The organism is Variovorax sp. V213 (assembly GCF_041154455.1).
In the GTDB taxonomy this organism is placed as follows: domain Bacteria; phylum Pseudomonadota; class Gammaproteobacteria; order Burkholderiales; family Burkholderiaceae_C; genus Variovorax.
The window spans coordinates 4731901-4758695 of the sequence record NZ_AP028664.1 but is presented as its reverse complement, the minus strand read 5'-3'; the positions used below and the strand labels follow the sequence as shown (position 1 = coordinate 4758695).

Annotated in this window: 22 protein-coding genes; 12 read left to right on the top strand and 10 right to left on the bottom strand. The window is 68.1% G+C overall.

Annotated elements, in window-relative coordinates; translation table 11 throughout:
* Positions 1–12 precede the first annotated feature (12 nt).
* Entirely contained in the window at positions 13–432 is a 420-nt protein-coding gene (fur, locus tag ACAM55_RS22480; protein ID WP_055800769.1) for a ferric iron uptake transcriptional regulator, read from the bottom strand.
* Between the two features lie 87 nt (positions 433–519).
* Between fur and ACAM55_RS22475 the strand changes: the two genes are divergently transcribed.
* The 4 genes from ACAM55_RS22475 (at position 520) to ACAM55_RS22460 (ending at position 3248) form a co-directional block, all read left to right on the top strand.
* Positions 520–1080 (top strand): outer membrane protein assembly factor BamE, encoded by a 561-nt coding sequence (locus tag ACAM55_RS22475; protein WP_369653644.1) that lies wholly within the window; start codon positions 520–522, stop codon positions 1078–1080.
* A 190-nt stretch (positions 1081–1270) separates the two neighbouring features.
* The gene (gene dapB, locus ACAM55_RS22470) at positions 1271–2035 is read left to right on the top strand and encodes a 4-hydroxy-tetrahydrodipicolinate reductase (protein ID WP_369656459.1); all 765 of its coding nucleotides are present in this window, start codon (positions 1271–1273) and stop codon (positions 2033–2035) included.
* A 7-nt stretch (positions 2036–2042) separates the two neighbouring features.
* Positions 2043–2747 carry a MotA/TolQ/ExbB proton channel family protein gene (locus ACAM55_RS22465; RefSeq protein ID WP_369653643.1) on the top strand — a complete coding sequence of 235 codons (705 nt, stop codon included), beginning with the start codon at positions 2043–2045 and terminating at the stop codon, positions 2745–2747.
* Between the two features lie 21 nt (positions 2748–2768).
* Positions 2769–3248 carry an ExbD/TolR family protein gene (locus ACAM55_RS22460; RefSeq protein WP_369653642.1) on the top strand — a complete coding sequence of 160 codons (480 nt, stop codon included), beginning with the start codon at positions 2769–2771 and terminating at the stop codon, positions 3246–3248.
* 22 nt (positions 3249–3270) lie between these two features.
* On the opposite strand, the gene ACAM55_RS22455 is transcribed toward ACAM55_RS22460, so the two are convergent.
* Positions 3271–4173 (bottom strand): DMT family transporter, encoded by a 903-nt coding sequence (locus ACAM55_RS22455; RefSeq protein ID WP_369653641.1) that lies wholly within the window; start codon positions 4171–4173, stop codon positions 3271–3273.
* 132 nt (positions 4174–4305) lie between these two features.
* Between ACAM55_RS22455 and ACAM55_RS22450 the strand changes: the two genes are divergently transcribed.
* Positions 4306–4749, top strand: coding sequence for an Lrp/AsnC family transcriptional regulator (locus ACAM55_RS22450; protein WP_369653640.1), 444 nt, complete (start codon positions 4306–4308; stop codon positions 4747–4749).
* A gap of 30 nt (positions 4750–4779) precedes the next feature.
* Here the strand turns inward: ACAM55_RS22450 and ACAM55_RS22445 are convergent, their stop codons facing one another.
* The 6 genes from ACAM55_RS22445 to ACAM55_RS22420 form a co-directional block, all read right to left on the bottom strand.
* Positions 4780–7263, bottom strand: coding sequence for a glycogen/starch/alpha-glucan phosphorylase (locus tag ACAM55_RS22445; protein ID WP_369653639.1), 2484 nt, complete (start codon positions 7261–7263; stop codon positions 4780–4782).
* A 52-nt stretch (positions 7264–7315) separates the two neighbouring features.
* Entirely contained in the window at positions 7316–8797 is a 1482-nt protein-coding gene (glgA, locus tag ACAM55_RS22440; RefSeq protein WP_369653638.1) for a glycogen synthase GlgA, read from the bottom strand.
* A 16-nt stretch (positions 8798–8813) separates the two neighbouring features.
* Positions 8814–10115, bottom strand: coding sequence for a glucose-1-phosphate adenylyltransferase (gene glgC, locus ACAM55_RS22435; protein ID WP_369653637.1), 1302 nt, complete (start codon positions 10113–10115; stop codon positions 8814–8816).
* A gap of 76 nt (positions 10116–10191) precedes the next feature.
* Positions 10192–12270 carry a glycogen debranching protein GlgX gene (glgX, locus tag ACAM55_RS22430; RefSeq protein ID WP_369653636.1) on the bottom strand — a complete coding sequence of 693 codons (2079 nt, stop codon included), beginning with the start codon at positions 12268–12270 and terminating at the stop codon, positions 10192–10194.
* A 4-nt stretch (positions 12271–12274) separates the two neighbouring features.
* A complete protein-coding gene (gene glgB / locus ACAM55_RS22425; protein WP_369653635.1) occupies positions 12275–14446 on the bottom strand; it encodes a 1,4-alpha-glucan branching protein GlgB in 2172 nt (723 codons plus the stop codon).
* Positions 14447–14451: 5 nt separating this feature from the next.
* Positions 14452–16134, bottom strand: a complete 1683-nt coding sequence (locus tag ACAM55_RS22420; protein WP_369653634.1) for an alpha-amylase family glycosyl hydrolase — start codon at positions 16132–16134, stop codon at positions 14452–14454.
* Between the two features lie 148 nt (positions 16135–16282).
* Between ACAM55_RS22420 and ACAM55_RS22415 the strand changes: the two genes are divergently transcribed.
* Genes ACAM55_RS22415 through ACAM55_RS22405 form a run of 3 tightly spaced genes read left to right on the top strand, consistent with a single transcriptional unit; the run spans position 16283 to position 18900 of the window.
* On the top strand, positions 16283–17758 hold the full coding sequence (locus ACAM55_RS22415) for an FAD-dependent oxidoreductase (protein WP_369653633.1): 1476 nt from the start codon (positions 16283–16285) through the stop codon (positions 17756–17758).
* Between the two features lie 27 nt (positions 17759–17785).
* Positions 17786–18307, top strand: coding sequence for a CMD domain-containing protein (locus tag ACAM55_RS22410; RefSeq protein ID WP_369653632.1), 522 nt, complete (start codon positions 17786–17788; stop codon positions 18305–18307).
* Positions 18304–18900: a peroxidase-related enzyme gene (locus ACAM55_RS22405; protein ID WP_369653631.1), complete on the top strand. Its 597-nt coding sequence runs from the start codon at positions 18304–18306 to the stop codon at positions 18898–18900. Before ACAM55_RS22410 ends, ACAM55_RS22405 begins: the two co-directional genes overlap by 4 nt.
* On the opposite strand, the gene ACAM55_RS22400 is transcribed toward ACAM55_RS22405, so the two are convergent.
* Both ACAM55_RS22400 and ACAM55_RS22395 read right to left on the bottom strand, forming a co-directional pair.
* Positions 18895–19974: an NAD/NADP octopine/nopaline dehydrogenase family protein gene (locus ACAM55_RS22400; RefSeq protein ID WP_369653630.1), complete on the bottom strand. Its 1080-nt coding sequence runs from the start codon at positions 19972–19974 to the stop codon at positions 18895–18897. The two genes, ACAM55_RS22405 and ACAM55_RS22400, sit on opposite strands and share 6 nt — an antisense overlap.
* Complete coding sequence (locus tag ACAM55_RS22395; protein WP_369653629.1) at positions 19967–20944, bottom strand: Bug family tripartite tricarboxylate transporter substrate binding protein; 978 nt, start codon at positions 20942–20944, stop codon at positions 19967–19969. The genes ACAM55_RS22400 and ACAM55_RS22395 overlap by 8 nt, the downstream gene beginning before the upstream one ends.
* Positions 20945–21106: 162 nt before the next feature.
* Between ACAM55_RS22395 and leuS the strand changes: the two genes are divergently transcribed.
* From leuS to ACAM55_RS22375, 4 genes are read left to right on the top strand one after another with little or no spacing between them, the layout of a single operon-like run.
* Positions 21107–23737 (top strand): leucine--tRNA ligase, encoded by a 2631-nt coding sequence (gene leuS / locus ACAM55_RS22390; protein WP_369653628.1) that lies wholly within the window; start codon positions 21107–21109, stop codon positions 23735–23737.
* Between the two features lie 11 nt (positions 23738–23748).
* Positions 23749–24270, top strand: coding sequence for an LPS assembly lipoprotein LptE (gene lptE, locus ACAM55_RS22385; RefSeq protein WP_369653627.1), 522 nt, complete (start codon positions 23749–23751; stop codon positions 24268–24270).
* A 21-nt stretch (positions 24271–24291) separates the two neighbouring features.
* On the top strand, positions 24292–25401 hold the full coding sequence (holA, locus tag ACAM55_RS22380) for a DNA polymerase III subunit delta (RefSeq protein ID WP_369653626.1): 1110 nt from the start codon (positions 24292–24294) through the stop codon (positions 25399–25401).
* A 23-nt stretch (positions 25402–25424) separates the two neighbouring features.
* The gene (locus tag ACAM55_RS22375) at positions 25425–26717 is read left to right on the top strand and encodes a glutamate-5-semialdehyde dehydrogenase (RefSeq protein WP_369653625.1); all 1293 of its coding nucleotides are present in this window, start codon (positions 25425–25427) and stop codon (positions 26715–26717) included.
* Positions 26718–26795: the final 78 nt, after the last annotated feature.

The window sequence follows — 26795 nt, the reverse complement described above, 5'->3', positions numbered from 1 at the left end:
CCAAGGCGGGCCTTACCTCTTGCTGGCGCAGTCGCCGCACAGGCCGTACAGCGACATCGCGTGGTCCTGCAGGATCCAGCCCTTGTCCTTGGAAATCATCTGCTGGCGGCGTTCGATCTCGGCGTCGTAGAACTCCTCGACCTTGCCGCACGAAGTGCAGATCAGATGGTCGTGGTGCGTGCCCTCGTTGAGTTCGTACACCGCCTTGCCGCTTTCGAAATGGCTGCGCTCCAGGATGCCGGCCTGCTCGAACTGGGTCAGCACTCGGTAGACCGTGGCCAGGCCGATGTCGGAGTGCTCGTTCAAAAGCACGCGAAACACGTCTTCGGCCGTCATGTGGCGCTGGCTGCCGGTCTGGAAGATCTCGAGGATCTTCAGGCGCGGCAATGTGGCCTTGAGGCCGGTATTCTTGAGTTCGTCGATGTTGGCCATGATGGTTCCTGCGCCCTGGGCTGCGGGTGGGCCCCAAAGGGCCAGCCGCTACAATGGCCGATCATATCGCTACCCCCCTTTTCTCCCATGCCTGCCATTCTCCAACGCCGTCCCTGGCTGCTGGCTGCGGCCGTCGCCGCGACGTTCTGCCTCGGCGCCTGCAGCGGCTTCAGCGATCGCACGCGTGGTGCGCTGTCGGCCATCACGCCTTACAAGGTCGAAGTGGTCCAGGGAAATTTCGTGTCCAAGGAACAGGTCGAGGCCCTCAAGCCTGGCATGTCGCGCCAGCAGGTGCGTGAAATCCTCGGCACTTCGCTGCTGACCGACGTCTTCCACAAGGATCGCTGGGACTACGTCTTCACGATCAAGCGCCAGGGCGTCGATCCGCAGGAACGTCGCCTGACCGTCTTCTTCAAGGGCGAGCTGCTCGACCGCTACGAAGGCGATTCGATGCCCAGCGAAGAAGAATTCGTCGCTACGCTCGACACCCGCAAGAAGAGCGGCAAGGTTCCCCAGCTCGAGGCGTCCGAAGAAGAGCTCAAGAAATTTACGCCCAAGGACGACGGCAAGAAAGCCGACGCCACCGCGACGGCCACCAACCTGCCGCCGCTGCCGGCCGCATACCCCCCGCTCGAAGCGGCGCGCTGAGCACGCGCCAGACAGCGAACGAGCGAGGGCGGGCTCACCCGTCGAGTCGGGCGGGCGCGTGCCGGTCTCCATGCCCCATTTCGAAGGCTGAATCCGCGTGACTGAAACCACTTCTTCCTCCTCTTCTTCCATTTCCGAGTCTTCCACGCCTGCCCTCCGGCGCATCGCGATCGCCGGAGCGTCGGGCCGCATGGGCCACATGCTGATCGAGGCCGTGCGCGAGGCGCCCGATTGCCGCCTGGCCGGCGCGCTCGACGTGGCGGGCAGCAACGCCATTGGCGCCGACGCGGCCGCGTTCCTCGGCTTCACGAGCGGCGTGCCCATCGTGGCCGACCTGCGCACCGGCCTGCAGGACGCGCAGGTGCTCATCGACTTCACCCGCCCCGAAGGCACGCTCGCGCACCTCGCGATCTGCCGCGAACTCGGCGTGCAGGCGGTCATCGGCACCACCGGCTTCAGCGACGCGCAGAAGGCCGAGATCGCCGAAATCGCGAAGGACATCGCGATCATGATGGCGCCCAACATGAGCGTGGGCGTCAATGTGACCTTCAAGCTGCTCGAGATGGCCGCCAAGGCGCTGTCGACCGGCTACGACATCGAGATCATCGAGGCGCACCACCGCCACAAGGTCGACGCGCCCTCGGGCACCGCGCTCAAGATGGGCGAGGTCATCGCCGAGGCGCTGGGCCGCGACCTGAAGGAGTGCGCGGTCTATGCCCGCGAAGGCATCACCGGCGAGCGCGACCCTTCCACCATCGGCTTCTCCGCCATTCGCGGCGGCGACATCGTCGGTGACCACACCGTGCTGTTCGCGGGCACCGGCGAGCGCATCGAGATCACCCACAAGTCGGCCAGCCGCGCCACCTACGCCCAAGGCGCGCTGCGTGCCGTGCGCTTCCTGGCCGGCCAGAAGGCAGGCCTGTTCGACATGTTCGACGTGCTCGGCCTGCGCTGAAAAAGCGATGAGCGTGCTCGAACTGCTGACCCAGGGCGACGGCGTCAGCCGTTCGGTCGCTGCGCTCTTGCTGGCCATGTCGATCTCCAGCTGGGTGGTGATTCTCTGGAAGGCCTGGCTGCTGCGCGGCGGCACGCGCGACGTGCTGCGCAGCATTGCCGCGTTCTGGCAATCGGCCACGCTCACCGATGCCGAGCAGCGGCTCAGGGCGTTCGACCGCGCCACCCTGGTGGGACCGGCCGTGAGCGCCATCAAGAATGCGGCGGCAGATGTAAGCGGTGCAACGCTCGGTGCCACCACCGGCGACCGCAACCAGCGCCTCACGCGGGCCCTGCGCGGCGCGCTGCACGGCGCGCTGCGGCGCCTGCAGTCCGGCCAGATCCTGCTTGCCACCGTCGGCGCCACCGCGCCCTTCGTGGGCCTGCTCGGCACCGTGTGGGGCATCTACGGCGCACTGTCGGGCATTGCCGGGCAGACGGGCGGCTTCACCATCGACAAGGTGGCCGGCCCCGTGGGGGAGGCCCTGGTGATGACGGCTTTCGGCCTGGCGGTGGCCATTCCGGCCGTGCTGGCCTACAACGTCTTCGGTCGCGTCATCGGCCGCATCGAAGCCGAGCTCGAGGGCTTTGCGCACGACCTGCTCGGCAGCTTCGGCAGCGCGCCGGCACCCGCTGCGCCGCCGCCCGCGCGGCCCATGCCGGTCTCGGCCTAGCCCCGGCGGAGCGCAGGAGCCATGGCCTTCGGTCGCACCTCGCTGGGCAGCAGTGCCGCTGGCGGAGGGCGCGCGACGGGAGCCGGTGGACAGCGGCCGCTGTCCGACATCAATGTCACGCCGCTGGTCGACGTGATGCTGGTGCTGCTGGTGATCTTCATCATCACAGCGCCGCTGATGGCCAGCTCGATCAAGCTCGACCTGCCGCAGACCGACGCCGGCCAGCCCAACGACACGCCCAAGTTCGTGAGCGTGTCGGTCGATGCCTCGGGCAAGATCTTCTTCAACGACCAGGCGGTCACCGACGAAGAACTGGCCGCCCGCCTGCAGAAAGCCGCGGCCGACAGCAAGGACACCGAAGTCCAGCTGCGCGCCGACCAGACCGTGCCCTATGGCAAGGTGGTGGCGCTGATGGGCATTGCGAACAAGGCGGGCTTGAGCCGCATCGGGTTCGTGACGGATGCCGGTGCCGCAAATCCGGCGGCGCCGAATCCGCGCTGAGGTCCGAAAAAAGGCGATCGATTCAATCGGGCGCCGGGGCTTCGCGCTTCTTCAGGCCCGGCAGCGTCCAGCCCAGCGTCATGCCCGCGGCCGCCAGAAGAATCGCGGCTGCGCCGAGAAGCTGTCCGGGATGCAGCCGCTGGCCGAACGCCAGGTAGTCCACGCCGATGGCCACCACGGGATAGATGAAAGACAGCGCGCCGGCCATGTGCGTCGGAAGCTTTTGTATGGCGCCATAGAGCAGCGTGAAGACAAGCCCGGTGTAGACGACGCCCATGGCCAGGTGCGTGCCCCACACGCCCGCATCGGTGGGCAACTCCGCCAGGTTGGCGAACGGAGCGAGCAGCACGATGCCCACGCAGACCTGTACCAGCGCGATCAGGTGAGGTGGCGTGCCGTCGAGCTGCTTGGCGACGATGGCCGCAACGGCATAGAAAAACGCGGCGCCCAGGGCCATCAGGATGCCCAGGAAATACGAAGCGCCGTTGGCGCCGCCACCCGGCTTGGCCTCGGCGATCAGCAGGACGCCGGTGAACGCGATGCCCAGCCAGGCCAGCTTGGCAGCCGTCAATCGCTCCGAAAAGAACAGCGCGCCCAGACCCACCAGCATGAATGGCTGGGTGTTGTAGACCGCCGTCGCAATGGAGATCGACGCATGCGAGAACGACGCGAAGATCAGCAGCCAGTTGGTCACCAGCGCGGCGCCCCCCAATGCCGACAGCGCCACCACGCGAAGCGTCAGCAGCCGCCGGCGAAGAAGACCGAGCGCGGCGCAGACCGCAAGCAGCGTGGCCGCGCCGAAAGCGCAGCGCCAGAACAGCAGGTCGACCAGCGGCTGGCCGGAGCGGATGACGAACCAGCCGATGGTTCCGGAGATGACCATGGCCGCACTCATCTCGAGCGCGCCCCGTAGTTGTCTTTGCATGATCGGAATTCTTGTGAAGCTGGTCTCAGGTTGCCATTGAAGCGGCGCTGGGCCTATGATTTTCCAAAGGGAAAAATTCATTCGAGGCTAAGAAAAAAAGGCAAAGCCCCCGCTGTCTCCAAAGGATCTGAAATGCTGGACGAAGTCGAACAAAAGATTCTCGAGGTCATGCAGCAGGATGCGCGCATCTCGCTGAAAGACCTGGCGGCCCGTGTCGGCATGTCTTCGCCCAGCGTCTCGGAGCGGCTGCGCCGGCTCGAAGAGCGCCGGGTCATCCGCGGCTACACGGTCGAGATCGATCCCAAGGCGCTGGGCTACCAACTGCAGGCCATCGTTCGAATCCGGCCCTTGCCCGGCCACCTGCATGCCGTTCAGGCATTGATCGAAAGCACGCCTGAATTCAGCGAGTGCGACAAGGTGACGGGCGAAGACTGCTACATCGCGCGTCTGTTCGTGCGCTCCATCGAGCAGCTCGACCAGGTGCTGGACCGCATCGTCGACAAGGCCGAGACGCACACGGCCATCGTCAAGACGCAGCCGATACGGCGGCGGGCTCCGCCCTTGCGCATCGGCTGAAGCACCGGCCGGCGCTGCAACGCCGCGCGGTCAGCCGAGCATCACCGGCTTGGTGTGCCAGATCTCGTGCGCGTACTGCGCGATCGTGCGGTCCGACGAGAACGCGCCCATGCCCGCCACGTTCAGGATGGCCATGCGCGTCCAGGCATCCGGGTCGCGGTAGAGCGCATCGACTTCGGCCTGCTTCGCGACATAGCTCGCGTAGTCGGCCAGCAGCAGGTAGTGGTCGCCCCAGTTCACCAGGGCGTCGTAGATGCCCTGGTAGCGGGAGGGCTCGCCGGCGGAAAACCCGCCATCGCGAATCGCATCGAGCACGCGCTTGAGTTCGGCGTTCTCTTCGTAGATGTCGCGCGGCTGGTAGCCGTGCGCGCGGATGTCGGCCACTTCGGGCGTGGTGTTGCCGAAGATGAAGATGTTCTCGGCGCCCACGTTGTCGCGCATTTCCACGTTGGCGCCGTCGAGCGTGCCGATGGTGAGCGCGCCATTGAGCGCGAACTTCATGTTGCCGGTGCCCGAGGCCTCGGTGCCGGCCGTCGAGATCTGCTCCGACAGGTCGGCCGCGGGCATGATCACCTCGGCCAGGCTCACACTGTAGTTGGGCAGGAATACCACCTTCAGCAACTTGCCCACGCGGCCGTCGTTGTTGATGGTTTTCGCCACGTCGTTGATCAGCCGTATCACGAGCTTCGCCATCTGGTAGGCCGAGGCGGCCTTGCCCGCGAACACCACCACGCGCGGCACGATGTCGACATGCCCGCCCGCCGCCTGCGCATCGAGGATGCGGTGGTAGCGCGTGATCACGTGCAGCACGTTGAGCAGCTGCCGCTTGTACTCGTGGATGCGCTTCACCTGCACGTCGAACATCGCATCGGTGTCGACCACGATGTCCATGTGCTGCTCCACCCAGTTGGCCAGCCGCAGCTTGTTCTCGCGCTTGGCATGGCGAAAGGCGCGCGCGAAGGCGGGCTGGGCCGCCATCGGCCGCAGCGCCTCGAGCTGCGAGAGGTCGCGCCGCCAGCCCTTGCCCAGCCGCTGGTCGAGCAGGCCGGCGAGCGGCGGGTTGGCCTGCGCGAGCCAGCGCCGCGGCGTGACGCCGTTGGTCTTGTTGTTGAAGCGCTCGGGAAAGATCTTCGCGAAGTCGGCAAAGATCGACTGCTTCATGAGTTCCGAATGCAGGCCCGACACGCCGTTGATCGAGTGGCTTGCGAGCACCGCCACGTAGGCCATGCGCACGCGGCGCTCGCCCGCTTCGTCCACCAGCGACAACCGGCGCAGCAGCTCGACGTCGTTGCCCGCCTTCTGCGTCACGGCCGCGAGGAACTTCGCATTCATGTCGTAGATGATCTGCAGGTGCCGCGGCAGGATGCGGCCGAGCATCTCGACCGGCCAGGTTTCCAGCGCCTCGTGCATCAGCGTGTGGTTGGTGTAGCTGAACACCTTCTGCGTGTGGGCCCACGCCACGTCCCATGCGAGGCCGTGCTCGTCGAGCAGCAGGCGCATGAGCTCGGGCACCGCGAGCACCGGGTGCGTGTCGTTCAGGTGGATGCTGACCTTCTCGGCCAGCTGGTCGAAGGTCTTGTGGTTGCGCAGGTAACGGCGCAGCAGGTCTTGCACGCTCGCGCTGCAGAAAAAATACTCCTGGTGCAGCCGCAGCTCGCGGCCCGAGGGCGTGGAGTCGTCGGGGTAGAGCACGCGCGAGACGTTCTCGGAGTGGTTCTTGCTCTCCACTGCCGCCATGTAGTTGCCGCGGTTGAAGGCCGAGAGGTCGATTTCCTCGGTGGCCCGCGCCGACCAGAGCCGCAAGGTGTTGGTGGCCTGGGTGCCGTAGCCCGGAATGATGGTGTCGTAGGCCACGGCCAGCACGTCGTGCGTGTCGACCCAGTCGGCCGCGCCGTAGGGGGCGTTCTTTCCCTCGCGCTTTTGCACATGGCCGCCGAAGCGCACGCGGTAGTTCACCTCGGGCCGCTGGAACTCCCAGGGGTTGCCGCGCGTGAGCCAGTAGTCGGGCGTCTCGACCTGCTGGCCGTCGACGATGCGCTGGCGGAACATACCGTATTCGTAGCGGATGCCGTAGCCCATGCCCGGCACGCCGAGTGTGGCCATGGAGTCGAGGAAACAGGCCGCGAGCCGGCCGAGGCCGCCGTTGCCGAGTGCCGCATCGGGCTCGCGCTCGGCCAGCGCCGCCACGTCGACGCCGAAGTCGGCCAGCGCCTCGCGCACCGTGTCGTAGAGATCGACCGCCAGCAGCGCGTTGGTAAAAGTGCGCCCGATCAGGAACTCCATCGAGAGGTAGTAGACGCGCTTCAGGTCCTGCGCATAGTTGGCGCGCGTGGTCGCCATCCAGCGCTCGACCAACTGGTCGCGCACCGCGAGCGCCGTGGCGTGCAGCCAGTCGTCCTGGCTGGCGGCGACGGGGTCCTTGCCGACGGCATAGATCAGCTTGTTGGCGACTGCGCGCTTGAACGCGGCCACGTCGCGGTCGGGATGGTCATAGGCGAAGTCTTTGATGGTCATGGGCTTCGGTGAAGAGTTGTGGGGTTCAGGGGGTGTGGCGCCGTGGCGCAAATCAGGCCGCGGCGGGCTCCAGCGCCTGTCGGTACACCTCGATGTACCGGGCCGCCGCCGTGGCCCAGTCGGCCGGACGACGCATGGCATTGCCGCGCACGCGCCGCCAGTCGGGCGCGTGCTGGTAGAGCGCGAAGGCGCGGCGCAGCGCCCGGCCGTAGTCCGCGCCGTCGAAGCGGTCGAAGACAAAACCGGTGGCATCGCCGCTGGCCATGTCCTCGAGCGTGCAGTCGACCACGGTGTCTGCCAGGCCGCCGACGCGGCGCACCAACGGCAGGCTGCCGTATTTCAGGCCGTACATCTGCGTGAGGCCGCAGGGCTCGAAGAGCGAGGGCACCAGCGTGACGTCGCCGCCGCCGAAGAGCTGGTGCGCCAGCGTCTCGTTGTAGCCGATGGTGACGCTGACCGACTGCGGCGCCGCCGCCGCACGCTCGCGGAAGGCGTCCTCCAGCCATGCTTCGCCGCTGCCCAGCAGGGCCAGCTGGCCGCCCTGGGCGAGCAGCGCGTCGAGGCCGCCGAGCACGAGGTGCAGGCCCTTTTGCTCGGTGAGCCGGCTCACGAGAATGAAGAGCGGCGCATCGGCGCGTTCGGCCAGGCCCAGCTGGTGCTGCAGCACCGCCTTGCAACGCGCCTTGCCTGCCATGTGGCGGCCTTCGGGTGTGTGGAAGCCCTGCACCAGCGCCGCATCGGTGGCCGGATTCCAGACCTGGTCGTCGACCGCGTTGAGGATGCCCGTGAGCGCGTCGCCGCGCAGGCGCAGCAGGCCGTCCAGGCCGAAACCCTGCTCGGGCGTCTGGATCTCGCGCGCGTAGGTCGGGCTCACCGTGGTCAGGCGGTCCGCGAAGTAGAGGCCGCCTTTCATGAACGACAGCTGCCCGTGGTATTCGAGGCCGTTCATGTGGAAGGCGGGGCCGGGCAGGCCGAGGTCGGCAAAGTTCCATGGCGCGGAGATGCCCTGGTAGGCCAGGTTGTGCACCGTGAACACGCTGCCCACCCGGGGCGCACCGGCCTGCCGCGCAAAGTGCAGGTAGGCCGGCGCCAGTCCGGCATGCCAGTCGTGGGCATGCACGACCTCGGGCCGCCAGGACGGATCGAGCCCCTGTGCGAGCTGCGCCGCCGCCCAGCCCAGCAACGCGAAGCGCCGGTGGTTGTCGCCATAGGGCTGGCGCGTGGTGTCTTCGTAGGGATTGCCGGGCCGGTCGTACAGCGCCGGCGCGTCGATCACGTAGGCGGGGATCGGCGGGTTGCCATCGATCACGATGCGGCCCGCGCGCAGCGCGAAGCGCTCGCCCCAGGGCGCGTCAAACTCCGCCACCGGCGACAGCTCGTGCAGGCCCGCGAGGATGGCCGGGAAACCCGGCAGCAGCACCCGCGCGTCCTGCCCGGCCGCCATGAGGGCGAGCGGCAATGCGCCCGCCACGTCGGCAAGGCCGCCGGTCTTGAGCAGGGGAAAGAGTTCGGCGCTGACCTGGAGTATTCGCATCGTGGGCGGTGCGGCCTCAGGCGGCCATTCGCTTGAGCATCTCGCGCGTGACCAGCACCACGCCGGCCGCGGTGCGTTCGAAGCGCGCGGCGTCGGCTTCGGCGTCTTCGCCGATCACCATCTCGTCCGGAATGACGCAGCCGCGGTCGATCACCACCCGGTTGAGCTTGCAGCCGCGGCCGACTTCCACGTCGGGCAGCAGCACGGCCTCGTTGATTTCGCAGAACGAATGGATGCGCACGCCCGAGAACAGCACCGAACTGCTGACCTTGGAGCCCGAGACGATGCAGCCGCCCGAGACGATGGTGTTGACGGTCATGCCGTGCTTGCCGTCGCGGTCGAGCACGAACTTGGCCGGCGGCAGCTGCCGCTGGTAGGTCCAGATGGGCCAGTCTGTGTCATAGATGTCGAGTTCGGGGGTGATCGAAGCCAGATCGAGGTTGGCTGCCCAGAATGCATCAATCGTGCCCACGTCGCGCCAGTAGGCCTTGGCGCCAGGCCCGCGCGAAGCCCGCGTGACGCACGACATGCCGAAGGGATGCGCCAGGGCGCGGCCCTGCGCCACCGCGCGCGGAATGATGTCCTTGCCGAAATCGTGGCTCGAATCGGGGTTGGCGGCGTCTTCCTCGAGCAGCTGGTAGAGGTACTCGGAATCGAACACGTAGATGCCCATGCTGGCCAGCGCCAGGTCGGGGTGGCCCGGCATGGCGGGCGGATCGGCCGGCTTCTCGAGAAAGGCGGTGATCTGGCGGCCGTCGTCGATGGCCATCACGCCGAAGGCCGTGGCCTCCATGCGCGGCACCTCGATGCAGCCGACCGTGCAGCCCAGGCCGCGCTCGGCGTGGTCCTTGACCATGATCGAGTAGTCCATCTTGTAGATGTGGTCGCCGGCCAGCACCACCACGTAGTCGTGCCTGGTCGAGCGGGTCTGGATGATGTCCAGGTTCTGGAACACCGCGTCGGCCGTGCCGCGGTACCAGTGCTCGTCGCCCGTGCGCTGCTGCGCGGGCAGCACGTCGACCATTTCGTTGAGCTCGGCGCGCAGGAAGCTCCAGCCGCGCTGCAGGTGGCGCATCAGCGAATGCGACTTGTACTGCGTGACCACCGCCATGCGCCGGATGCCCGAGTTGAGGCAGTTCGAGAGCGCGAAGTCGATGATGCGGAACTTGCCGCCGAAGTACACCGCCGGCTTGGCGCGCCGGTCGGTCAGCTGCTTGAGGCGGGAGCCGCGTCCGCCGGCCAGCACCAGCGCGATGGTGCGGCGGACCAGTTGATGCGCCTGCAGGGGAGCCTGCGGCGTGGTGCTGTTGTTGTCCATCTTGTGTCTCCGTTCGTTCTTCGGTTGGTCGTCAGAGTTTCGCGATCAGCCTAGCACCGCCCCGCGCGGCTGGCTCCTACCTTCTTGCAATCCAGAGGGCTGAACGAGGTACTTTTACCGTGCCGGCCTGGGGCGCCGGCAAGGCGGCGCCGGGGTCCAGTGCCGGATCCGTCGCGAGCCGGCAGTGCCAGGCACCCGCGGGCAGCGCGAAGGAAATGGCCTCCGACCCCACGTTCACCAACACCAGCCAGTCACCCTCGTCCTTGGCGGCGGATTCGAACAGGATTGCAAGTGCCGTGCCGCCATTCCAGTCGGCCCCCTGCATCGGCGTGCCGTCCGGCCGCAGCCAGCGGATGCCCGGCGCTCCATGCGGCGCTTCGGCCGGCCACCAGCGCGTGCTGCGCAGGGCGGGCGCCTCCCGGCGCAAGGCGATGAGGCGGGCCACGAAGGCGCTCAGGCGCGCGGCTTCGGTGGCGGCGTCGTGGGTGCCGATCCATGCGAGCCACGTGGTTTCGTTGTCCTGGCAATAGGCGTTGTTGTTGCCCTGCTGGCTGTGGCCGAGTTCGTCGCCTGCCAGCAGCATGGGCGTGCCCTGCGAGAGCAGGAGCGTGGCGAGCAGTGCGCGCTGCAGCCGGCTGCGCTCGGCCTGCACGGCAGGGTCGTCGCTCGGCCCTTCGATGCCGCAGTTGTTGCTCAGGTTGTGGGCATGGCCGTCGCGGTTGTGCTCCCCGTTGGCCAGGTTGTGCCGCTTTTCGTAGCTCAGCAGGTCGCGCAGCGTGAAGCCGTCGTGCGCCGTGATGAAGTTGACGCTGGCGGTGGGCGCGCGGCCCTGGTGGGCGAACTGCGCGCTCGACGCGGTGAAGCGGTGCGCGAAATCGCCCAGGCCCGCGGCGCCATCGCGCCCTTGCCGCAGCCAGAAACCGCGCTGCGTGTCGCGGTAGCGGTCGTTCCATTCGAGCCAGCCCGGCGGGAATCCGCCCAGCCGGTAGCCGCCCGGCCCGATGTCCCAGGGCTCCGCGATCAGCAGCGTGCGGGACAGCACGGGGTCTTGCGCAATGGCCGCGAAGAAGGGCGCGCGCGGATCGAAACCGCCGTGGGCGCCGCGCCCCAGCACCGGCGCGAGGTCGAAGCGGAAGCCGTCGACGGCGAGCTCGCAGGCCCAATGGCGCAGGCTGTCCATCACCAGCTGCAGCACGCGCGGCTCGGCCAGGTTGAGGCAATTGCCGCAGCCGGTCCAGTTGGCATAGAGCGCGCGGTCGCGGGAACGCAGGTGGTAATACAGCGCGTTGTCGATGCCGCGCAGCGAGAGCGTGGGGCCGAACTCGTCCGTCTCGGCGCTGTGGTTGTAGACCACGTCGATCACCAGCTCCATCCCGCGCGCATGCACCGCGTCGGCCATGGCGCGGAACTCGCTGGCCGGCGTGGTGCCGGCGCGGCCGCTCCAGTAGCGCGCCTCGGGCGCGAACCAGCCGATGGTGTTGTAGCCCCAGTAGTTGCTCAGGCCCATGCGCAGCAGCCGCTGTTCGTCGGCCCGGTGCTGCACCGGCATCAGGCTCAGCGTGGTGACGCCCAGGCGCTGCAGATGGTCGAGCACCACCGGCTCGGCCAGGCCTGCGTAGGTGCCGCGCAAGGCGGCGGGCACGCCGGGATGCAGCCGTGTCTGCCCGCGCACGTGCAATTCGTAGAGCACGCGGTCTCCGGCCGCGACGCGGGCATGGCCCGGTGCGGCCGGACTGCTGCCGGCCGCCGTCACGCGGGCCTTGAGCGCCACGGGGCCGTTGTCGCGCGTGTTCCGCTGGTGCGGATCGGCAGGGTCGTGCCCCAGGAACAGATCGCTGCCGTCGTATTTGCCGACGATCTCGCGCGCATACGGGTCGAGGAGCACCCGGGCGGCGTTGAAGCGCTGTCCCTCGTGCGGCGCCCACGGGCCGTGCGCGCGGAAGCCGTAGACCAGCCCGGCGCGCCCGCTCGGCAACAGGCCGTGCCAGACGCCGTCCGTGAACGCGGGCAGCCGGATGCGTTGCTGCTCGTGCTGGCCCGTGCCGTCGAACAGGCAGAGCTCGACGGCCTCGGCGTTCGGCGCGACGAGCGCGAAGTTCACGCCGTTCGGCGAGAGCGTCGCGCCCAGGGGAAAGGGAGAGCCCGTGTTCAGCATCGTGTCAGGCCAGCACCCACATCACGGTTGCCAGCGGTGGCACGCTGATGGAAATCGAATGGTCCTTGCCGTGCCAGGGAACCGGCGAGCTCTGGACCACGCCATTGCCCACGCCGCTGCCCCCGTACACCGCGCCATCGGTGTTGATGGCTTCGCGGTACGCGCCCGCGGCAGGCACCCCGAGCCGGTAGCCATGCCGCGGCAGCGGCGTGAAGTTGCACGCGGCCACCACGAAGGAGCCGTCACGGGCCTTTCGCACGAAGGCGAACACCGACTGCTCCCAGTCGTCGTGCACGATCCACTCGAAGCCGGCTCTTTCGGTGTCCAGCTCGTACAGGGCGGGGAAGTGCCGGTACACGTTGTTCAGGTCGCGCACCAGCCGCCGTACCCCCTGGTGCGACGCGTGCTCGAGCAGGTGCCAGTCGAGGCTGCGGTCGGCGTTCCATTCCGCGCCCTGGGCGAACTCGCCGCCCATGAACAGCAGCTTCTTGCCGGGGTAGGCCCAGAGGTAGCCGTAGAGATTGCGCAGCCCCGCGAACTTCTGCCACTCGTCGCCGGGCATGCGCCCGAACATCGAGCCCTTGCCGTGCACCACCTCGTCGTGCGAGAGCGGCAGCACGAAGTTCTCGCTGTGCGCATACATCAGCCCGAAGGTGATCTGCTGGTGATGGTGCTTGCGATGGACGGGATCGGTGCCCGCATAGGCCAGCGTGTCGTTCATCCAGCCCATGTTCCACTTGTAGTGAAAGCCCAGCCCGCCGTCTTCGGGCGGCCGCGTCACGCCGGGGAAACTCGTCGACTCCTCGGCCAGCGTGACGGCGCCCGGGCGCTCCACGCCCACCACGCGGTTCATGCGGCGCAGGAAGTCGATGGCCTCGAGGTTCTCGCGCCCGCCATACGCGTTGGGCACCCATTCGCCGGGCTTGCGGCTGTAGTCGCGGTAGAGCATGGAAGCCACCGCATCGACGCGCAGGCCATCCACGCCATAGCGCTCGAGCCAGTACAGCGCATTGCCGACCAGGTAGTTGCGCACCTCCGTGCGGCCGTAGTTGAAGATAAGCGTCTTCCAGTCGTTGTGGAAGCCTTCGCGCGGGTCGGCGTATTCGTAGAGCGCCGTGCCGTCGAACCGGCCGAGGCCGTGCGCATCGGTGGGAAAGTGCGCGGGCACCCAGTCGAGAATCACGCCCAGCCCCGCGGCATGCGCGGCTTCGACGAAATGCCGAAAGTCGCCGGGCGTCCCGAAGCGCGAGGTGGGGGCATACAGGCCGATGGGCTGGTAGCCCCACGAGCCGTCGAACGGGTGTTCGCTCACCGGCAGCAGCTCGATGTGCGTGAAGCCCATGTCGCGCGCATAGGGCACCAGCGTGTCGGCCAGCTCGCGGTAGTCCAGCCATTCATGGCCGTTCTTGCGCCGCCACGAGCCCAGGTGCACTTCGTAGATGCTCATCGGCGCATGGCGGCCGTTGGCGGCGGCGCGCTCGGGCGGCATGGCCACCGGCGCGGGCAGCGGCGCCACCACGCAGGCGGTCTCGGGCCGCAGGCGCGCGGAGAAGGCGAAGGGGTCGGCCTTGCGCAGCACTTCGCCCTGGGCCGAGAGAATCTCGAACTCGTAGCTGTCGCCCGTGGCCACCTGCGGCGCAAAGATTTCCCACACGCCGCATTCACGGCGCAGCCGCATCATGTGGCGCCGGCCGTCCCAGTTGTTGAAGTCGCCGACCACCGATACGCGCCGCGCATTGGGCGCCCAGACTGCAAAGGCCACGCCCTTCACGCCGTCGATCTCGCGCAGGTGCGCGCCCAGCCGCTCCCAGGGCCGCAGGTGCGTGCCCTCCGCCAGCAGCCACACGTCGGTTTCGCCGAGCACGAACGGAAAGCGGTACGGGTCTTCGAGCCGCGAGGTGTGCGTGCCCCAGTCGACCTGAAACGAATAGCCCAGGAGCGCCTCGGCCGCCGGCACCAGGCCCGCGAACAGATCGGAGCCTTCCTGCCGCGACAGCATGGCCAGCGGCCAGCCCGTGCGCGTGTGCATGACGGCCACGCTCTGCGCGCCGGGCAAGAGCGCGCGCACCTCCAGCCCGTCGCGCGTCTCGTGAGGACCGAGCACCGCGAAGGGATCGCCATGCTCGGCGCGCATCAGCGCGTGGACTTCGCGTTCGGGCAGTTGCATCGGGGGCATGTCCTTCAAATCCGTTCTTGTTCGCCAGCGGGTCGGCCGAAAAAGACGCCATAGGGCGCGAGCCTCAGCATGCGCCTTTTTTCGCCATCGGCCTGCACACGCGCATCGGCCGACGGCGGATGCGGATGGCCTAGCAGCGGCTCGAGCGGCTCGCGCAGCGCGACGGACACGGACTCGCCCCCAAGGTTGAAGATCGCCTGCAGCGACCGGTTCCCGTCGCGCCGCTCGAACCAAAGCACCGGCTCGGGCGCATCGAAGAAAGCGATGCTGCCCGTGCGCAGCAGCGGCTGGGTGCGGCGCCAGCGCAGCAGCGCACGGCTGAATGCGAGCATCGAGTCGGGGTCGCTCGCCTGGCGATCGACGGCCAGCGGCAGGTGGCGGCCGTGGACCGGCAGCCATGGCCCGCCGCTGGTAAAGCCGGCGTGCAGCTCGTCCGCCTTCCAGGGCATGGGCGTGCGGCAGCCGTCGCGGCCCTTGAACTCGGGCCAGAACGCGCGGCCGTACGGATCTTGCAGCAGTTCGAACGGCACCTCGGCCTCGGGCAGGCCGAGTTCCTCGCCCTGGTAAATGCTGGCGCTGCCGCGCAGCGTGAGCAGCAGCGTGAGCCAGAGCCGGTCGCGCCGGGTGTCTTCGGGCGCGCCGCCGCTCCAGCGCGTGGCCACGCGCGGCACGTCGTGGTTGGACACGGCCCAGCAGCCCCAGCCGCCCGTGGGCGCGAGGGCATGGTCGAGCGTCTCGACCTGGTGGCGCAGATGGCTGGCACTGTGCTCGGCCGTCAGCAGGCTGAAGCTGTAGGCCAGGTGCAGGCGCCTGCCCAGTTCGGTGTACTGCGCCATGACGGGCGGCGCATTCTCGTCGCCTACCTCGCCGAGCGCGACGGCGCCGTAGCCATCGAGGAGCTGGCGCAGGCTTTCGAGAAAGAGCAGGTTCTCCATCTGGCTCTTGTCGTACAGGTGCTGCTGCATCGCGTAGGGGTTGTCGGCCCGCACGGTACTGACTTCATCGACCGAAGCGGCGCTGGCCGGCGGGTTGTCGCGCAAGAGCGCGTCGTGGAACTGGTGGTTGCAGGCATCGAAGCGGAAGCCGTCCACGCCGCGCTCGCACCAGAAGCGCACTTCGTCCAACAGCGCCTCCTGCACCTCGGCGCAATGGAAGTTGAGATCGGGCTGTTCCTTGAGGAAGCTGTGCAGGTAGTACTGCCGGCGGCGCGAATCCCATTGCCAAGCCGAGCCGCCGAACACCGAGAGCCAGTTGGTGGGCGGCGTGCCGTCGGGCCGCGGGTCGGCCCATACGTACCAGTCGGCCTTGGGGTTGTCGCGGCTCGAGCGGCTTTCGGCGAACCAGGCGTGCTGGTCGGAGGTGTGCGAGAGCACCTGGTCGATGATGATCTTCAGGTCCAGCGCATGGGCGCGCGCCAGCATTTCGTCGAAATCGGCCAGGGTGCCGAAGATCGGATCGACGTCGCGATAGTCGGCCACGTCGTAGCCGAAGTCCTTCATCGGCGAGCGGAAGAAGGGCGACACCCAGATCGCATCGACCCCCAGGCCCGCGACGTGCTCGAGCCGTGAGGTGATGCCGGGAAGGTCGCCGATACCATCGCCGTTGCTGTCCATGAAGCTGCGCGGGTAGATCTGGTAGATCACCGCGCCGCGCCACCATTCGCTGTTGCTGCCGTGATTGCTGCGCATGCTGTCCCTGTGGTCTGAAAATCATTGTGGCATGCGAGATCCGGGCCCGATCGATGCAAGGCTCGGCCGGCATCACCCAAAAAGCTTTCTACACTGGGCACGGGTTTTTCCAAAATGTGAACCCTGGCTTCAGTCCCGTTTCCGCAAGATGACAACCGACTCCGTTTCCCCCGCACTTTCTCCATCGCCAGAAGGCCTTGCCGTGCTCGAGCAGCGGCTTGCCAAGGACTTGGCGTGCCTTGGCTGGCCCGCGCGCTCCTGGATGCCCGTTCGCGAGCACGCCGGCGAGCCGGTGCTGGACGTGGCCATCATCGGCGGCGGGCAGGCGGGGCTGGCGGCTGCCGCGGCCCTGGCGCAGCAGGGCATCCGGGCCGTGATATTCGACCGCTCGCCGGCGGGCAACGAAGGCCCGTGGGCCACCACGGCGCGCATGGAAACCCTGCGTTCCCCCAAGGAGCTGACCGGTCCGGCGCTGGGCCTGCCCGCGCTGACCTTCCGTGCATGGTTCGAGGCCCAGTTCGGCGCCGAGGCCTGGGAGGCGATGGACAAAATCCCGCGTCTCCAGTGGATGGACTACCTGTCCTGGTACCGCCGCGTGATGAACGTGGACGTGCGCAACGACACCGCCGTCACCGGGATTCGTCCGCTGCCCGATGCGGCGCTGGTGCGGCTGGAGCTGCGCACGCCCGCCGGAGCGCAGCGGGTGCTGGCACGCCGCGTCGTTCTGGCCACCGGCCGCGATGGCCTTGGCGGCCCCGCCGTTCCTGCTTTCGTCAACGCGCTGCCGCGCTCGCAATGGGCGCACTCGTCCGACGAGATGGACTACGGCAGGCTGGCCGGGCTGCGCGTGGGAGTGATCGGCGCGGGCTCTTCGGCCATGGACAGCGCGGGCACTGCATTGGAGGCCGGCGCGCGCAGCGTCGAGCTGCTGATCCGGCGACCCGACCTGCCATGCGTCAACAAGGGCAAGGGCGCCGGCGTGCCGGGCCTGACGCAGGGCCACTACGACCTGCCCGATGAACTCAAGTGGCGCATCCGCCACTACATCAACGTGGCGAACGTGCCGCCGCCGCACGGCAGCACGCTGCGCGTCTCGCGCCATGCGAACGCGTTCTTCAATTTCGGCTGCCCGGTTCTCTCGATCGAGCCAGAGGGCACGTCGATGCAGGTGGCCACGCCCAAGGGCGAGTTCGTGTTCGACTTTCTCATTGTCTCGACCGGCTTCAAGGTCGACTGGAACAGCCGTCCCGAGTTCGACGCCATCGCCCCGCACGTGCGCACGTGGAAGGACCGCTTCGTACCGGCGCCCGGCGACGAAGACCAGGAACTGGCCGATTCGCCCGATCTCGGGCCGGTATTCGAATTCCAGCCGCGCGCGGCGGGCGAATGCCCGGGGCTCGACCGCATCCATTGCTTCTGCTACCCCGCGGCCCTGTCGCACGGCACGGTGTCGGGCGACATTCCCGCGATCAGCGAAGGCGCCAGGCGGCTTGCGAGCGGCATGGCCAGCCTGTTCTACCGCGAAGACTTCGAGCACCACTTCGCCAACCTCGAGGCCTACAGCGAACCCGAACTGTTCGGCGACGAATGGGTGCCCGCACCGCCGCCCGCCGAACGGACCTGAGTACAGACCCTCCTTTTTTCGAAGCGCATGACAACTTCCTACGACGCATCTCCTTCGATCGACGTGATCGACGCCACGGTCCCGCTGGCGCCCGGCCACGCCACCCGCATGCTGCGGCTGCAGCGCGACAAGGTCGTGGCTGCCACGCAGGGCAGCTACGACGCGATGTTTTCGCCCACCGTCGAGGGCCTTTCGGTGGCAGAGCGCCTGCTGGTCGCGCTGCACGCCTGCAGCGTCTCGAAGGCCGCGACACTCGCCGCGCATTACCGCGAGCAACTGCTGGCCGAGGGCGCGGACCGCGAACTGATCGCGGCCGTGGGAAGCGGCGCCCCGGTGGCGGATGCGCGCCTGCGCACAGTGCTGGCATTCACTGCGAGTCTGATCGAACGCCCCATCGAGGGCGACAAGGCCTCGGTCCAGTCGCTGGCCGATGCAGGCCTGTCGACGCCCGCCATCGTCGCGCTGGGCCAGCTGATCGCTTTTCTGTCCTACCAGATCCGCGTGGTCGCGGGCCTGCAGGCGCTGGCCGCCGCGGAGGTTGAAGCATGAGCGCCGCGCCGATCCGCATCAAGGGCTTCACCAACGAGGTGCTGAGCTGGAAGCCCTGGCTCGATCCCGTCGACGTCGCCGCAGCCACGCCGGCCCAGCTGGCCGCGCTCGACGAGATGAGCCCGCAAGCGCGCACCTCGCCCTATTTCTTGTTGCTGGCGCACCAGCCCGAGATGCTGCTGCAGCGCTCCATCGCCTTCAACGCGATCATGTTCGCGCCGGGCGGCATGCCGCGGGCCGAACGCGAGCTGGGTGCCACGGTGGAGTCGCGCGTCAATGGCTGCGTGTACTGCGCCTCGGTGCATGCGCAGCGCTTCGAGCAGCTTGCCAAGCGCAACGACGTGATCTTGCAGGTGTTCGAGGAGCCGGCTTCCGCGGGCACCACGGCGCGCGAGAAGGCGATCGTCGAGTTTTCGATCCGGCTCGGCGCCGAGCCCGACAAGGTGTCGGCCGACGATGTGCGCATGCTGAAGGAAGCGGGGCTGGCCGAGCTCGAGATCCTCGACCTGATTCATTCGGTGGCGCTTTTTGCCTGGGCCAACCGCCTGATGCTCAACCTGGGCGAGCCGGTCTTTCCCGCAGCAGCGTCATAGGCGGGCGAGCAGCCCGGCCACGGTTTCGCGGGCGAGGCCGAGCGGCTCCAGCAGGTCGTTCTGCTGCCGGTAGTCGATGCCGTTGACCAGCGCGGCGGCATCCACGATGGTGCGCGTGGCCGGTGTCGGCACACCGGCAATGCTGCCCAGTGCTTCCACGAAAGCCAGGCCGTAGGGCATGTCCTCGGACACATAGCGGGTGTCGGTGCGCACCGGGCCAGGCGGGCCGCCGCGCTTCGCATGCAGTTCGGCTGCGATGTCTTCGAGCTGCGTCGACGTGGTGCCGAAGGAGCGCGCGAAGTGGTCCTCGATCGGCCCGAGCTCGAGGCCGAAGGCCTTGGCCACGGCCCGCCGCTCCAGGTCCAGCGCCTCGATCGCCCGCGCCACGCCGGGCGTCATGCAGTGGTACTGCGGCCAGTTTTCGGCGCGCTCGATGCGGGTCCAGTTGAAGACGGCCAGCGGGCCGTGGGACTGCGGGTTGACGTTGGCCAAGGCGCTGGCGAGCGTGTTTTCCTGCGCGAAGAAGCCGCCGCCGAACAGCGCGGCGCACAGTTCGAGCACCTCTGCGATGTCGGCGCCCGGCAGGGCGGACACGCCGACCGCCTGGCGCCGCGTCATCACCCGCACTTCGGTGCCCGACTCCCGGCGCGCGGTCAGCACCGTCGTGCCAAAGCTCGCGACGGTGATCCGCCGGCCCGCGCGAAGGGCGCTTTCGTAAAGGTAGAGCGACGACAGCGAGGCCATCGAACTGACGATCGCCGCCTGGCCGTCGCGCAGGAAGGGCAGCAGTGCATCCATCACGCGCCGGTGGCCATTGACCGGCAGTGCGAGCAGCAGCACGTCCGAGGCATGGCAAAGCTGCGCCGCATCGTCGGCGACGTCGACCGTGACGCTGCACGGCTGCGCGCCGATGGCTTCCAGCGGCTGCGTGCGCAGGGCATCGGCGCCGTGGCCGCCCGGCGACCAGAGCATGACGTGGTGGCCTGCCTGCCGCAGCCATGCCGCGCTGGCCAGCGCAATCGCTCCGGTCCCCGCGATGCCGACGCGGTACCGCTTGCCCGCCGTCTCAATCAACCTTGATCCCGCCCTGCTTGATTACTTTTGCCCAGCGCTGGCTGTCTTCTCCAATCACCTTGCCCAGTGCCGCGCCGCCGCCGCAGGTGTTCACCGCGCCGAGCTGGGCGAAGCGCTGCTTGGTTTCGGGCAGGTTGCACACCTCGACCAGCGCCGCGGAAAGCTTCTCGATGCTGGCCGCCGGCATGCGTGCGGGCGCCATCACGCCGACCCAGACCGGCACGTCCATGCCCGCGAGGCCCGCCGCCTCGGCGACCGTCGGCGGCGTGCCGAGGCTGGGCAGGGCCGCGCGCGAGAAGGTGCCGAGCACCCGCGCCTTGCCGCTCGCAACCATCGGCTCGATGGAGGCGGCGCTGGTGACGATCAGCGCCACCTGGCCGCCCAGCAGGTCGGTCAGCGCCGGTGCCGCACCGCGGTAGGGCACATGCAGCAGGTTCACGCCGCTCGCCTGCGCCAGCAGCGCGCCCGTGAGGTGCGACACCGTGCCGTTGCCCGTGGAGGCATAGGTCACCTGCCCCGGCTTGGCCTTGGCGTCGCGCAGCACGTCGGCCAGGGTCTTGTAGGGGCTTTCGGCGCGAACGGCCAGGGTCATCGGCGTGTCGCCGACCAGGGCCACGGGCGCGAGGTCGTGCACGGGGTCGTAGGGCAGCTTGGCCTGCAGATGGGGCGCGATGGTGATGGCACCGCCGGTGGCCAGCAGCACGGTGGCACCGTCGGTCGCCTTGGCCACCGCGTCGGCCGCCACGATGCCGCCCGCACCCGCCTTGTTGTCCACGATGACGGTTGCGCCCAGCTTGTCGCCGAGCTTGGCACCCAGGTAGCGGGCGATCACGTCCTGCGCCCCGCCGGCCGCGAAGGGCACCACGATGCGCAGCGGCTTGTCGTTGTTCTGCTGCGCGTGGAGCGGCATCACGGCCAGGCTGGCGGCGGCCGCGAGGCCCAGTGTCAGGTATTTCAGGAGCAGTTTCATGGCATTCCAGACGGTGCGAAAAACCTGCCAGAGGGCAGGCGTTACCCGCGCAACACGCAGGTTACGTGCCTCAAGTCTAGAGTCTGCCGGCCCGGGAGGCCGCCCGGGCGCGATAATCCGCCTTCCCCGGCTCGCTCCGAGCCGGGCTCCTGCCGAACCGTCATGAACCCCAGCTACAAACCCAGCGACGTCGAGTCCGCTGCCCAGGCGCAATGGAGCGCCGCCGATGCCTACCGCGTCACCGAGGACGCGAGCCGCAAGAAGTACTACGCCTGCTCGATGCTGCCGTACCCCAGCGGCAAGCTGCACATGGGCCACGTGCGCAACTACACCATCAACGACATGCTCACGCGCTACCTGCGCATGAGCGGTTACAACGTGCTGATGCCCATGGGCTGGGACGCCTTCGGCCTTCCGGCCGAGAACGCGGCGCTGAAGAACGGCGTTCCTCCTGCCAAGTGGACCTACGAGAACATCGACTACATGCGCGGCCAGCTCCAGGCCATGGGCCTGGCCATCGACTGGAGCCGCGAGATCGCCACCTGCGACCCGAGCTACTACAAGTGGAACCAGTGGCTGTTCCTGAAGATGCTCGAAAAGGGCATTGCCTACCGCAAGACCCAGGTCGTCAACTGGGACCCGGTCGACCAGACCGTGCTGGCCAACGAGCAGGTCATCGACGGCAAGGGCTGGCGCACCGGCGCCACGGTCGAGCGCCGCGAGATCCCGGGCTACTACCTGAAGATCAGCGACTACGCCGAGGAACTGCTCGAGCACACCCAGCACAAGCTGCCGGGCTGGCCCGAGCGCGTCAAGCTGATGCAGGAAAACTGGATCGGCAAGAGCGAGGGCGTGCGCTTCGCCTTCACGCATGACATCAAGGACGCGAGCGGCAAGCTGATCCAGGACGGCCGCATGTACGTCTTCACCACGCGGGCCGACACCATCATGGGGGTCACCTTCTGCGCCGTGGCGCCCGAGCATCCGCTGGCCATGCACGCCGCCACGCTCGATCCGAAGGTCGCGGCCTTCATCGAGGAGTGCAAGGCCGGCGGCACCACCGAGGCCGAACTCGCCACGCAGGAGAAGAAGGGCGTGCCCACGGGCCTGACCGTGACGCACCCGATCACCGACGAGCAGGTGCCGGTGTGGGTCGGCAACTACGTGCTCATCAACTACGGCGACGGCGCCGTGATGGGCGTGCCCGCGCACGACGAGCGCGACTTCGCCTTTGCCAACAAGTACCGCATCGAGATCATCCAGGTGGTGCTGGTCGACGACGAGCCGCACTTCGACTATCACAAGTGGCAGGACTGGTACGCCGACAAGCAGCGCGGCGTGACCATCAACTCCGACAACTTCAGCGGCATGACCTACAGGGAGGCCGTGGCCGCCGTGGCGCATGCACTGAGCCAGAGGGGCCTGGGGGAAATGCAGACCACCTGGCGCCTGCGCGACTGGGGCGTGAGCCGACAGCGCTACTGGGGCACGCCGATCCCGATCATCCATTGCGACGAGCATGGCGCCGTGCCGGTCCCCGAGAAGGACCTGCCCGTGGTGCTGCCGACCGACTGCGTGCCCGACGGCTCGGGCAATCCGCTGGCCAAGCACGAAGGCTTCCATGCCGGCGTGGTCTGCCCCGTGTGCGGCAAGCCCGCGCGGCGCGAGACCGACACGATGGACACCTTTGTCGATTCGTCGTGGTACTTCATGCGCTACTGCGACCCGAAGAACGACCAGGCCATGGTCGCGGAGGGTGCCGACTACTGGATGCCGATGGACCAGTACATCGGCGGCATCGAGCACGCGATTCTTCACCTGCTGTATGCGCGCTTCTGGACCAAGGTGATGCGCGACCTCGGCCTCGTGAAAGCCGACGAGCCCTTCAGCAAGCTGCTCACGCAGGGGATGGTGCTCAACCACATCTTCTACAAGCGCAACGCGAAGGGCGGCAAGGACTACTTCCCGCCTTCGGAAGTGACCCCGGTGCTCGACGCGCAGGGCCGTATCGCCGGCGGCACCACCGCCGACGGCACCCAGGTCGACTACGGCGGTGTCGGCAAGATGGGCAAGAGCGAGCGCAACGGCGTCGACCCGCAGGACCTGATCGAAAAATACGGCGCCGACACCGCGCGCCTGTACACCATGTTCACCGCGCCGCCCGAAGCCACGCTCGAGTGGAACGACGCGGCCGTCGAAGGCAGCTACCGCTTCCTGCGCCGGGTCTGGAACTTCGGCGTGGCGCAGGCCGACGTGCAGCCCGCGTCGATCGGCGGCCAGTCCTTCGGCAAGGCCGCCCAGGCACTGCGCCGCGAAGTGCACGCCGTGCTGCGCCAGGTCGACTACGACTACCAGCGCATGCAATACAACACCGTGGTGTCGGGCGCGATGAAGCTGCTCAACGCGCTCGAGGGCTTCAAGCCCGACGGCAGCGCGGCCGACGCGGCTGCGCTGCGCGAGGGCTTCGGCATCCTGCTGCGCTGCCTGTACCCCGCCACGCCGCACATCGCGCACCAGCTCTGGCAGCAGCTCGGCTACGACAAGGAAATGGGCGATCTGCTCGATGCACCCTGGCCGGTGGTGGACGTCGGCGCGCTCGAGCAGGACGAGATCGAACTCATGCTCCAGGTCAACGGCAAGCTGCGCGGCGCGCTGCGCGTGCCCGCCGGCGCCTCCAAGGCCGAGATCGAAGAACTCGCGCTTTCGTGCGACGACTTCGTCAAGTTCGCCGAAGGTGCGTCGCCCAAGCGCGTCATCGTGGTTCCCGGACGCCTGGTCAACGTGGTCATTTGAACGATAGAAGCATGAACAATCGCAACGCCTCGCTGCCGCGCCGCGGCTTTTTCCTGGGTCTCGCCGCGGTGGGTGCCAGCCTGGGCCTGGCCGGCTGCGGGTTCGAACTGCGCAAGGCGCCGGTGTTTGCGTTCAAGACGCTGTCGGTGTCGGGCAATTCGGAGCTGATCAACCGGCTGCGGCGCGAAATGCGGGGCGCGGGCACCGTGACGCTGGTGCCGCCCACCGAGGCGCAAACCGCCGACGCGATCCTCGAGATCCTGGGCGAGAACCGCGACCGCATCGTGATCTCGACCAATTCGGCGGGCCTGCTGCGCGAGCTGCAGCTGCAGCTGCGCGTTCGCTTCAGCCTGCGCACGCCGGGTGGCAAGGTGCTGCTGCCCCCCACCGAAGTTTCGCAGACGCGCGACCTGAGCTTCAACGAAACCAATGCGCTGGCCAAGGAAGGCGAGGCCGAGCTGCTGTACCGCGACATGCAGGCCGACATCGCGCAGCAGCTGATGCGCCGCCTCGCGGCCGTCAAGGAACTCTAGGCCGCGCCCCCGCCGCACGCCATGCAACTTGCCAGCGCCCAATTGGGCCCCCATCTGCAGAAGGGGCTGAAGTCCCTCTACACGATCCACGGCGACGAGCCGCTGCTCGCGCAAGAGGCGGCGGACGCCATTCGAACTGCGGCGCGCGTGCAGGGCTACACGGAGCGCAGTTCGTACACCGTGGCCGGCGCGCACTTCGACTGGAGCGCGGTGCTCGCGGCCGGCGGCTCGCTTTCGCTCTTTGCCGACAGGCAGATCGTCGAGATCCGCATTCCTTCGGGCAAGCCCGGCAAGGACGGCAGCACGGCGCTGCAGCAGCTGGCCGAGGCGGCACAGGGCAACGACAGCACGCTCACGCTCGTGATGCTGCCGCGGCTGGACAAGGCTACGCGCACCGGCGCCTGGTTTTCGGCGCTCGAGAACAACGGTGTGACGCTGCAGGTCGACCCGATCGAACGCGCCGCGCTGCCGCAATGGATCGCACAGCGCCTGGGCCTCCAGGGCCAGCGCGTCATGCCGGGCGACGAAGGGCAGCGCACGCTGCAGTTCTTTGCCGACCGCGTCGAGGGCAACCTGCTGGCCGCGCACCAGGAAATCCAGAAGCTCGCCTTGCTGCACCCCGCGGGCGAGCTGAGCTGGGAGCAGGTCGAAGCTGCGGTCAACAACGTGGCCCGCTACGACGTGTTCAAGCTCTCGGAAGCCGTCCTGGCCGGCAACCCGCAGCGCGTGGCGCGCATGCTCGATGGCCTGCAGGCCGAGGGCGAGGCCGAGGTGCTGGTGCACTACACGCTGGCCGAGGACATCCGCGCGCTCAAGCGCGTGAAAGATGCCATGGCCTCGGGCCGGCCGCTGCCCATGGCGCTGCGCGAAAACCGCATCTGGGGTCCGCGCGAGCGCGCCTTCGAGCGCGTGCTGCCCCGGCTCGACGACCGCATGCTGGCGCGGCTGCTGCGCGCCGCCCATGTGGTGGACGGCATCTGCAAGGGACTGAAGCAGCCCGACTGGCCCGCCAGCGGCTGGCAGGCGCTGCAGCGCCTGGCACTGATGCTGTGCCGTGCCTGCAGCAGTGCGGCTGCAGCTCCCTCTCCCGCAGGGGGGGCAACACGGCAAGGGTCCAAAGCCTGGGGTTGATCCAAATGCAGGAAAATGCCGGCATGAACGCGTTCAACGTCAGCGAGCACATGCAAGCCCTCGGCCTGCAGGCAAAAGCCGCTGCATTCCTCATGGCCCGTGCGGATGCAGCTACCAAAAACAGAGCATTGAAGGCGTTGGCCCGGCGCCTGCGCGAAGCCGGCCCGGCCTTGGCCGAGGCCAACGAGAAGGACCTGGCGCGCGCCACCGCCGCCGGCCTTTCGGCGCCGATGGTCGATCGCCTCAAGCTCACGCCCAAGGTCATCGAGACCGTGGCCCTGGGCTGCGAGCAGCTCGCCGGCATGGCCGACGTGATCGGCGAGATCATCGGCATGAAGCAGCAGCCCAGCGGCATCCGCGTGGGCCAGATGCGCGTGCCGATCGGCGTCTTCGGCATGATCTACGAGAGCCGCCCCAACGTGACCATCGAGGCCGCGAGCCTCGCCATCAAGAGCGGCAACGCGGCCATCCTGCGCGGCGGCTCCGAAGCCATCGAGTCGAACAAGGCGCTGGCGCTGCTGGTGTCCGGCGCGCTGTCCGAAGCCGGCCTGCCGGTCGATGCGGTGCAGCTGGTGCAGACCACCGACCGCGAAGCCGTGGGCCGGCTGATCGCCATGCCCGAGTTCGTGGACGTGATCATTCCGCGCGGCGGCAAGGGCCTGATCGAGCGCATCAGCCGCGATGCCAAGGTGCCGGTCATCAAGCACCTCGACGGCAACTGCCATGTCTACGTGGACGACACGGCCGAGTTCGAAATGGCGCTGCGCATCGTCGACAACGCCAAGACGCAGAAGTACAGCCCCTGCAATGCGGCCGAAGGCCTGCTGGTGTCGGCCGCGGTGGCGGAAGATTTCCTGCCCCGCATCGCAGCCATCTTCGCGGCCAAGGGCGTCGAGATGCGCTGCGACCCGGTCGCGGCCCGCATCCTGCGCGCGGACGACACCTTCGGTCCAGGCGCAAGAATCGTCGATGCGGTCGAGTCCGACTGGTCCGAGGAATATCTTGCCGCCGTGATCAGCGTCAAGGTGGTCGAAGGGGTCGACGAGGCCATTGCGCACATCAACCGCTACTCGAGCCACCACACCGACGCCATCGTCACGCGCGACCACGTGCATGCGCAGCGTTTCCTGCGCGAGGTCGATTCGGCCAGCGTCATGGTCAATGCGAGCACCCGCTTCGCGGACGGTTTCGAGTTCGGCCTGGGGGCCGAGATCGGCATCAGCACCGACAAATTCCACGCGCGCGGACCGGTCGGCATCGAAGGGCTGACCTCGCTCAAGTACGTGGTGCTCGGGCAGGGCGAAGTCCGCAGCTGATGCACCGGAGGCGGGCGGATTGAACCAAGACTGCAGTACGTAGTCTTGTCATTGGGGCGGCCACCCCCAAATCCTACA

Excerpts from the sequence above, each read along its gene's own strand:
- ACAM55_RS22445 (WP_369653639.1), bottom strand. The coding sequence starts at position 7,263 with ATGACCATCAAAGACTTCGCCTATGACCATCCCGACCGCGACGTGGCC.
- ACAM55_RS22410 (WP_369653632.1), top strand. The coding sequence starts at position 17,786 with ATGACAACTTCCTACGACGCATCTCCTTCGATCGACGTGATCGACGCC.
- lptE (WP_369653627.1), top strand. The coding sequence starts at position 23,749 with ATGAACAATCGCAACGCCTCGCTGCCGCGCCGCGGCTTTTTCCTGGGT.
- ACAM55_RS22405 (WP_369653631.1), top strand. The coding sequence starts at position 18,304 with ATGAGCGCCGCGCCGATCCGCATCAAGGGCTTCACCAACGAGGTGCTG.
- dapB (WP_369656459.1), top strand. The coding sequence starts at position 1,271 with ATGGGCCACATGCTGATCGAGGCCGTGCGCGAGGCGCCCGATTGCCGC.
- glgX (WP_369653636.1), bottom strand. The coding sequence starts at position 12,270 with ATGCTGAACACGGGCTCTCCCTTTCCCCTGGGCGCGACGCTCTCGCCG.
- ACAM55_RS22465 (WP_369653643.1), top strand. The coding sequence starts at position 2,043 with ATGAGCGTGCTCGAACTGCTGACCCAGGGCGACGGCGTCAGCCGTTCG.
- ACAM55_RS22395 (WP_369653629.1), bottom strand. The coding sequence starts at position 20,944 with ATGAAACTGCTCCTGAAATACCTGACACTGGGCCTCGCGGCCGCCGCC.
- ACAM55_RS22375 (WP_369653625.1), top strand. The coding sequence starts at position 25,425 with ATGAACGCGTTCAACGTCAGCGAGCACATGCAAGCCCTCGGCCTGCAG.
- ACAM55_RS22455 (WP_369653641.1), bottom strand. The coding sequence starts at position 4,173 with ATGCAAAGACAACTACGGGGCGCGCTCGAGATGAGTGCGGCCATGGTC.
- glgC (WP_369653637.1), bottom strand. The coding sequence starts at position 10,115 with ATGGACAACAACAGCACCACGCCGCAGGCTCCCCTGCAGGCGCATCAA.
- leuS (WP_369653628.1), top strand. The coding sequence starts at position 21,107 with ATGAACCCCAGCTACAAACCCAGCGACGTCGAGTCCGCTGCCCAGGCG.
- ACAM55_RS22420 (WP_369653634.1), bottom strand. The coding sequence starts at position 16,134 with ATGCGCAGCAATCACGGCAGCAACAGCGAATGGTGGCGCGGCGCGGTG.
- ACAM55_RS22450 (WP_369653640.1), top strand. The coding sequence starts at position 4,306 with ATGCTGGACGAAGTCGAACAAAAGATTCTCGAGGTCATGCAGCAGGAT.
- ACAM55_RS22475 (WP_369653644.1), top strand. The coding sequence starts at position 520 with ATGCCTGCCATTCTCCAACGCCGTCCCTGGCTGCTGGCTGCGGCCGTC.
- ACAM55_RS22415 (WP_369653633.1), top strand. The coding sequence starts at position 16,283 with ATGACAACCGACTCCGTTTCCCCCGCACTTTCTCCATCGCCAGAAGGC.
- holA (WP_369653626.1), top strand. The coding sequence starts at position 24,292 with ATGCAACTTGCCAGCGCCCAATTGGGCCCCCATCTGCAGAAGGGGCTG.
- glgB (WP_369653635.1), bottom strand. The coding sequence starts at position 14,446 with ATGCCCCCGATGCAACTGCCCGAACGCGAAGTCCACGCGCTGATGCGC.
- ACAM55_RS22460 (WP_369653642.1), top strand. The coding sequence starts at position 2,769 with ATGGCCTTCGGTCGCACCTCGCTGGGCAGCAGTGCCGCTGGCGGAGGG.
- glgA (WP_369653638.1), bottom strand. The coding sequence starts at position 8,797 with ATGCGAATACTCCAGGTCAGCGCCGAACTCTTTCCCCTGCTCAAGACC.
- fur (WP_055800769.1), bottom strand. The coding sequence starts at position 432 with ATGGCCAACATCGACGAACTCAAGAATACCGGCCTCAAGGCCACATTG.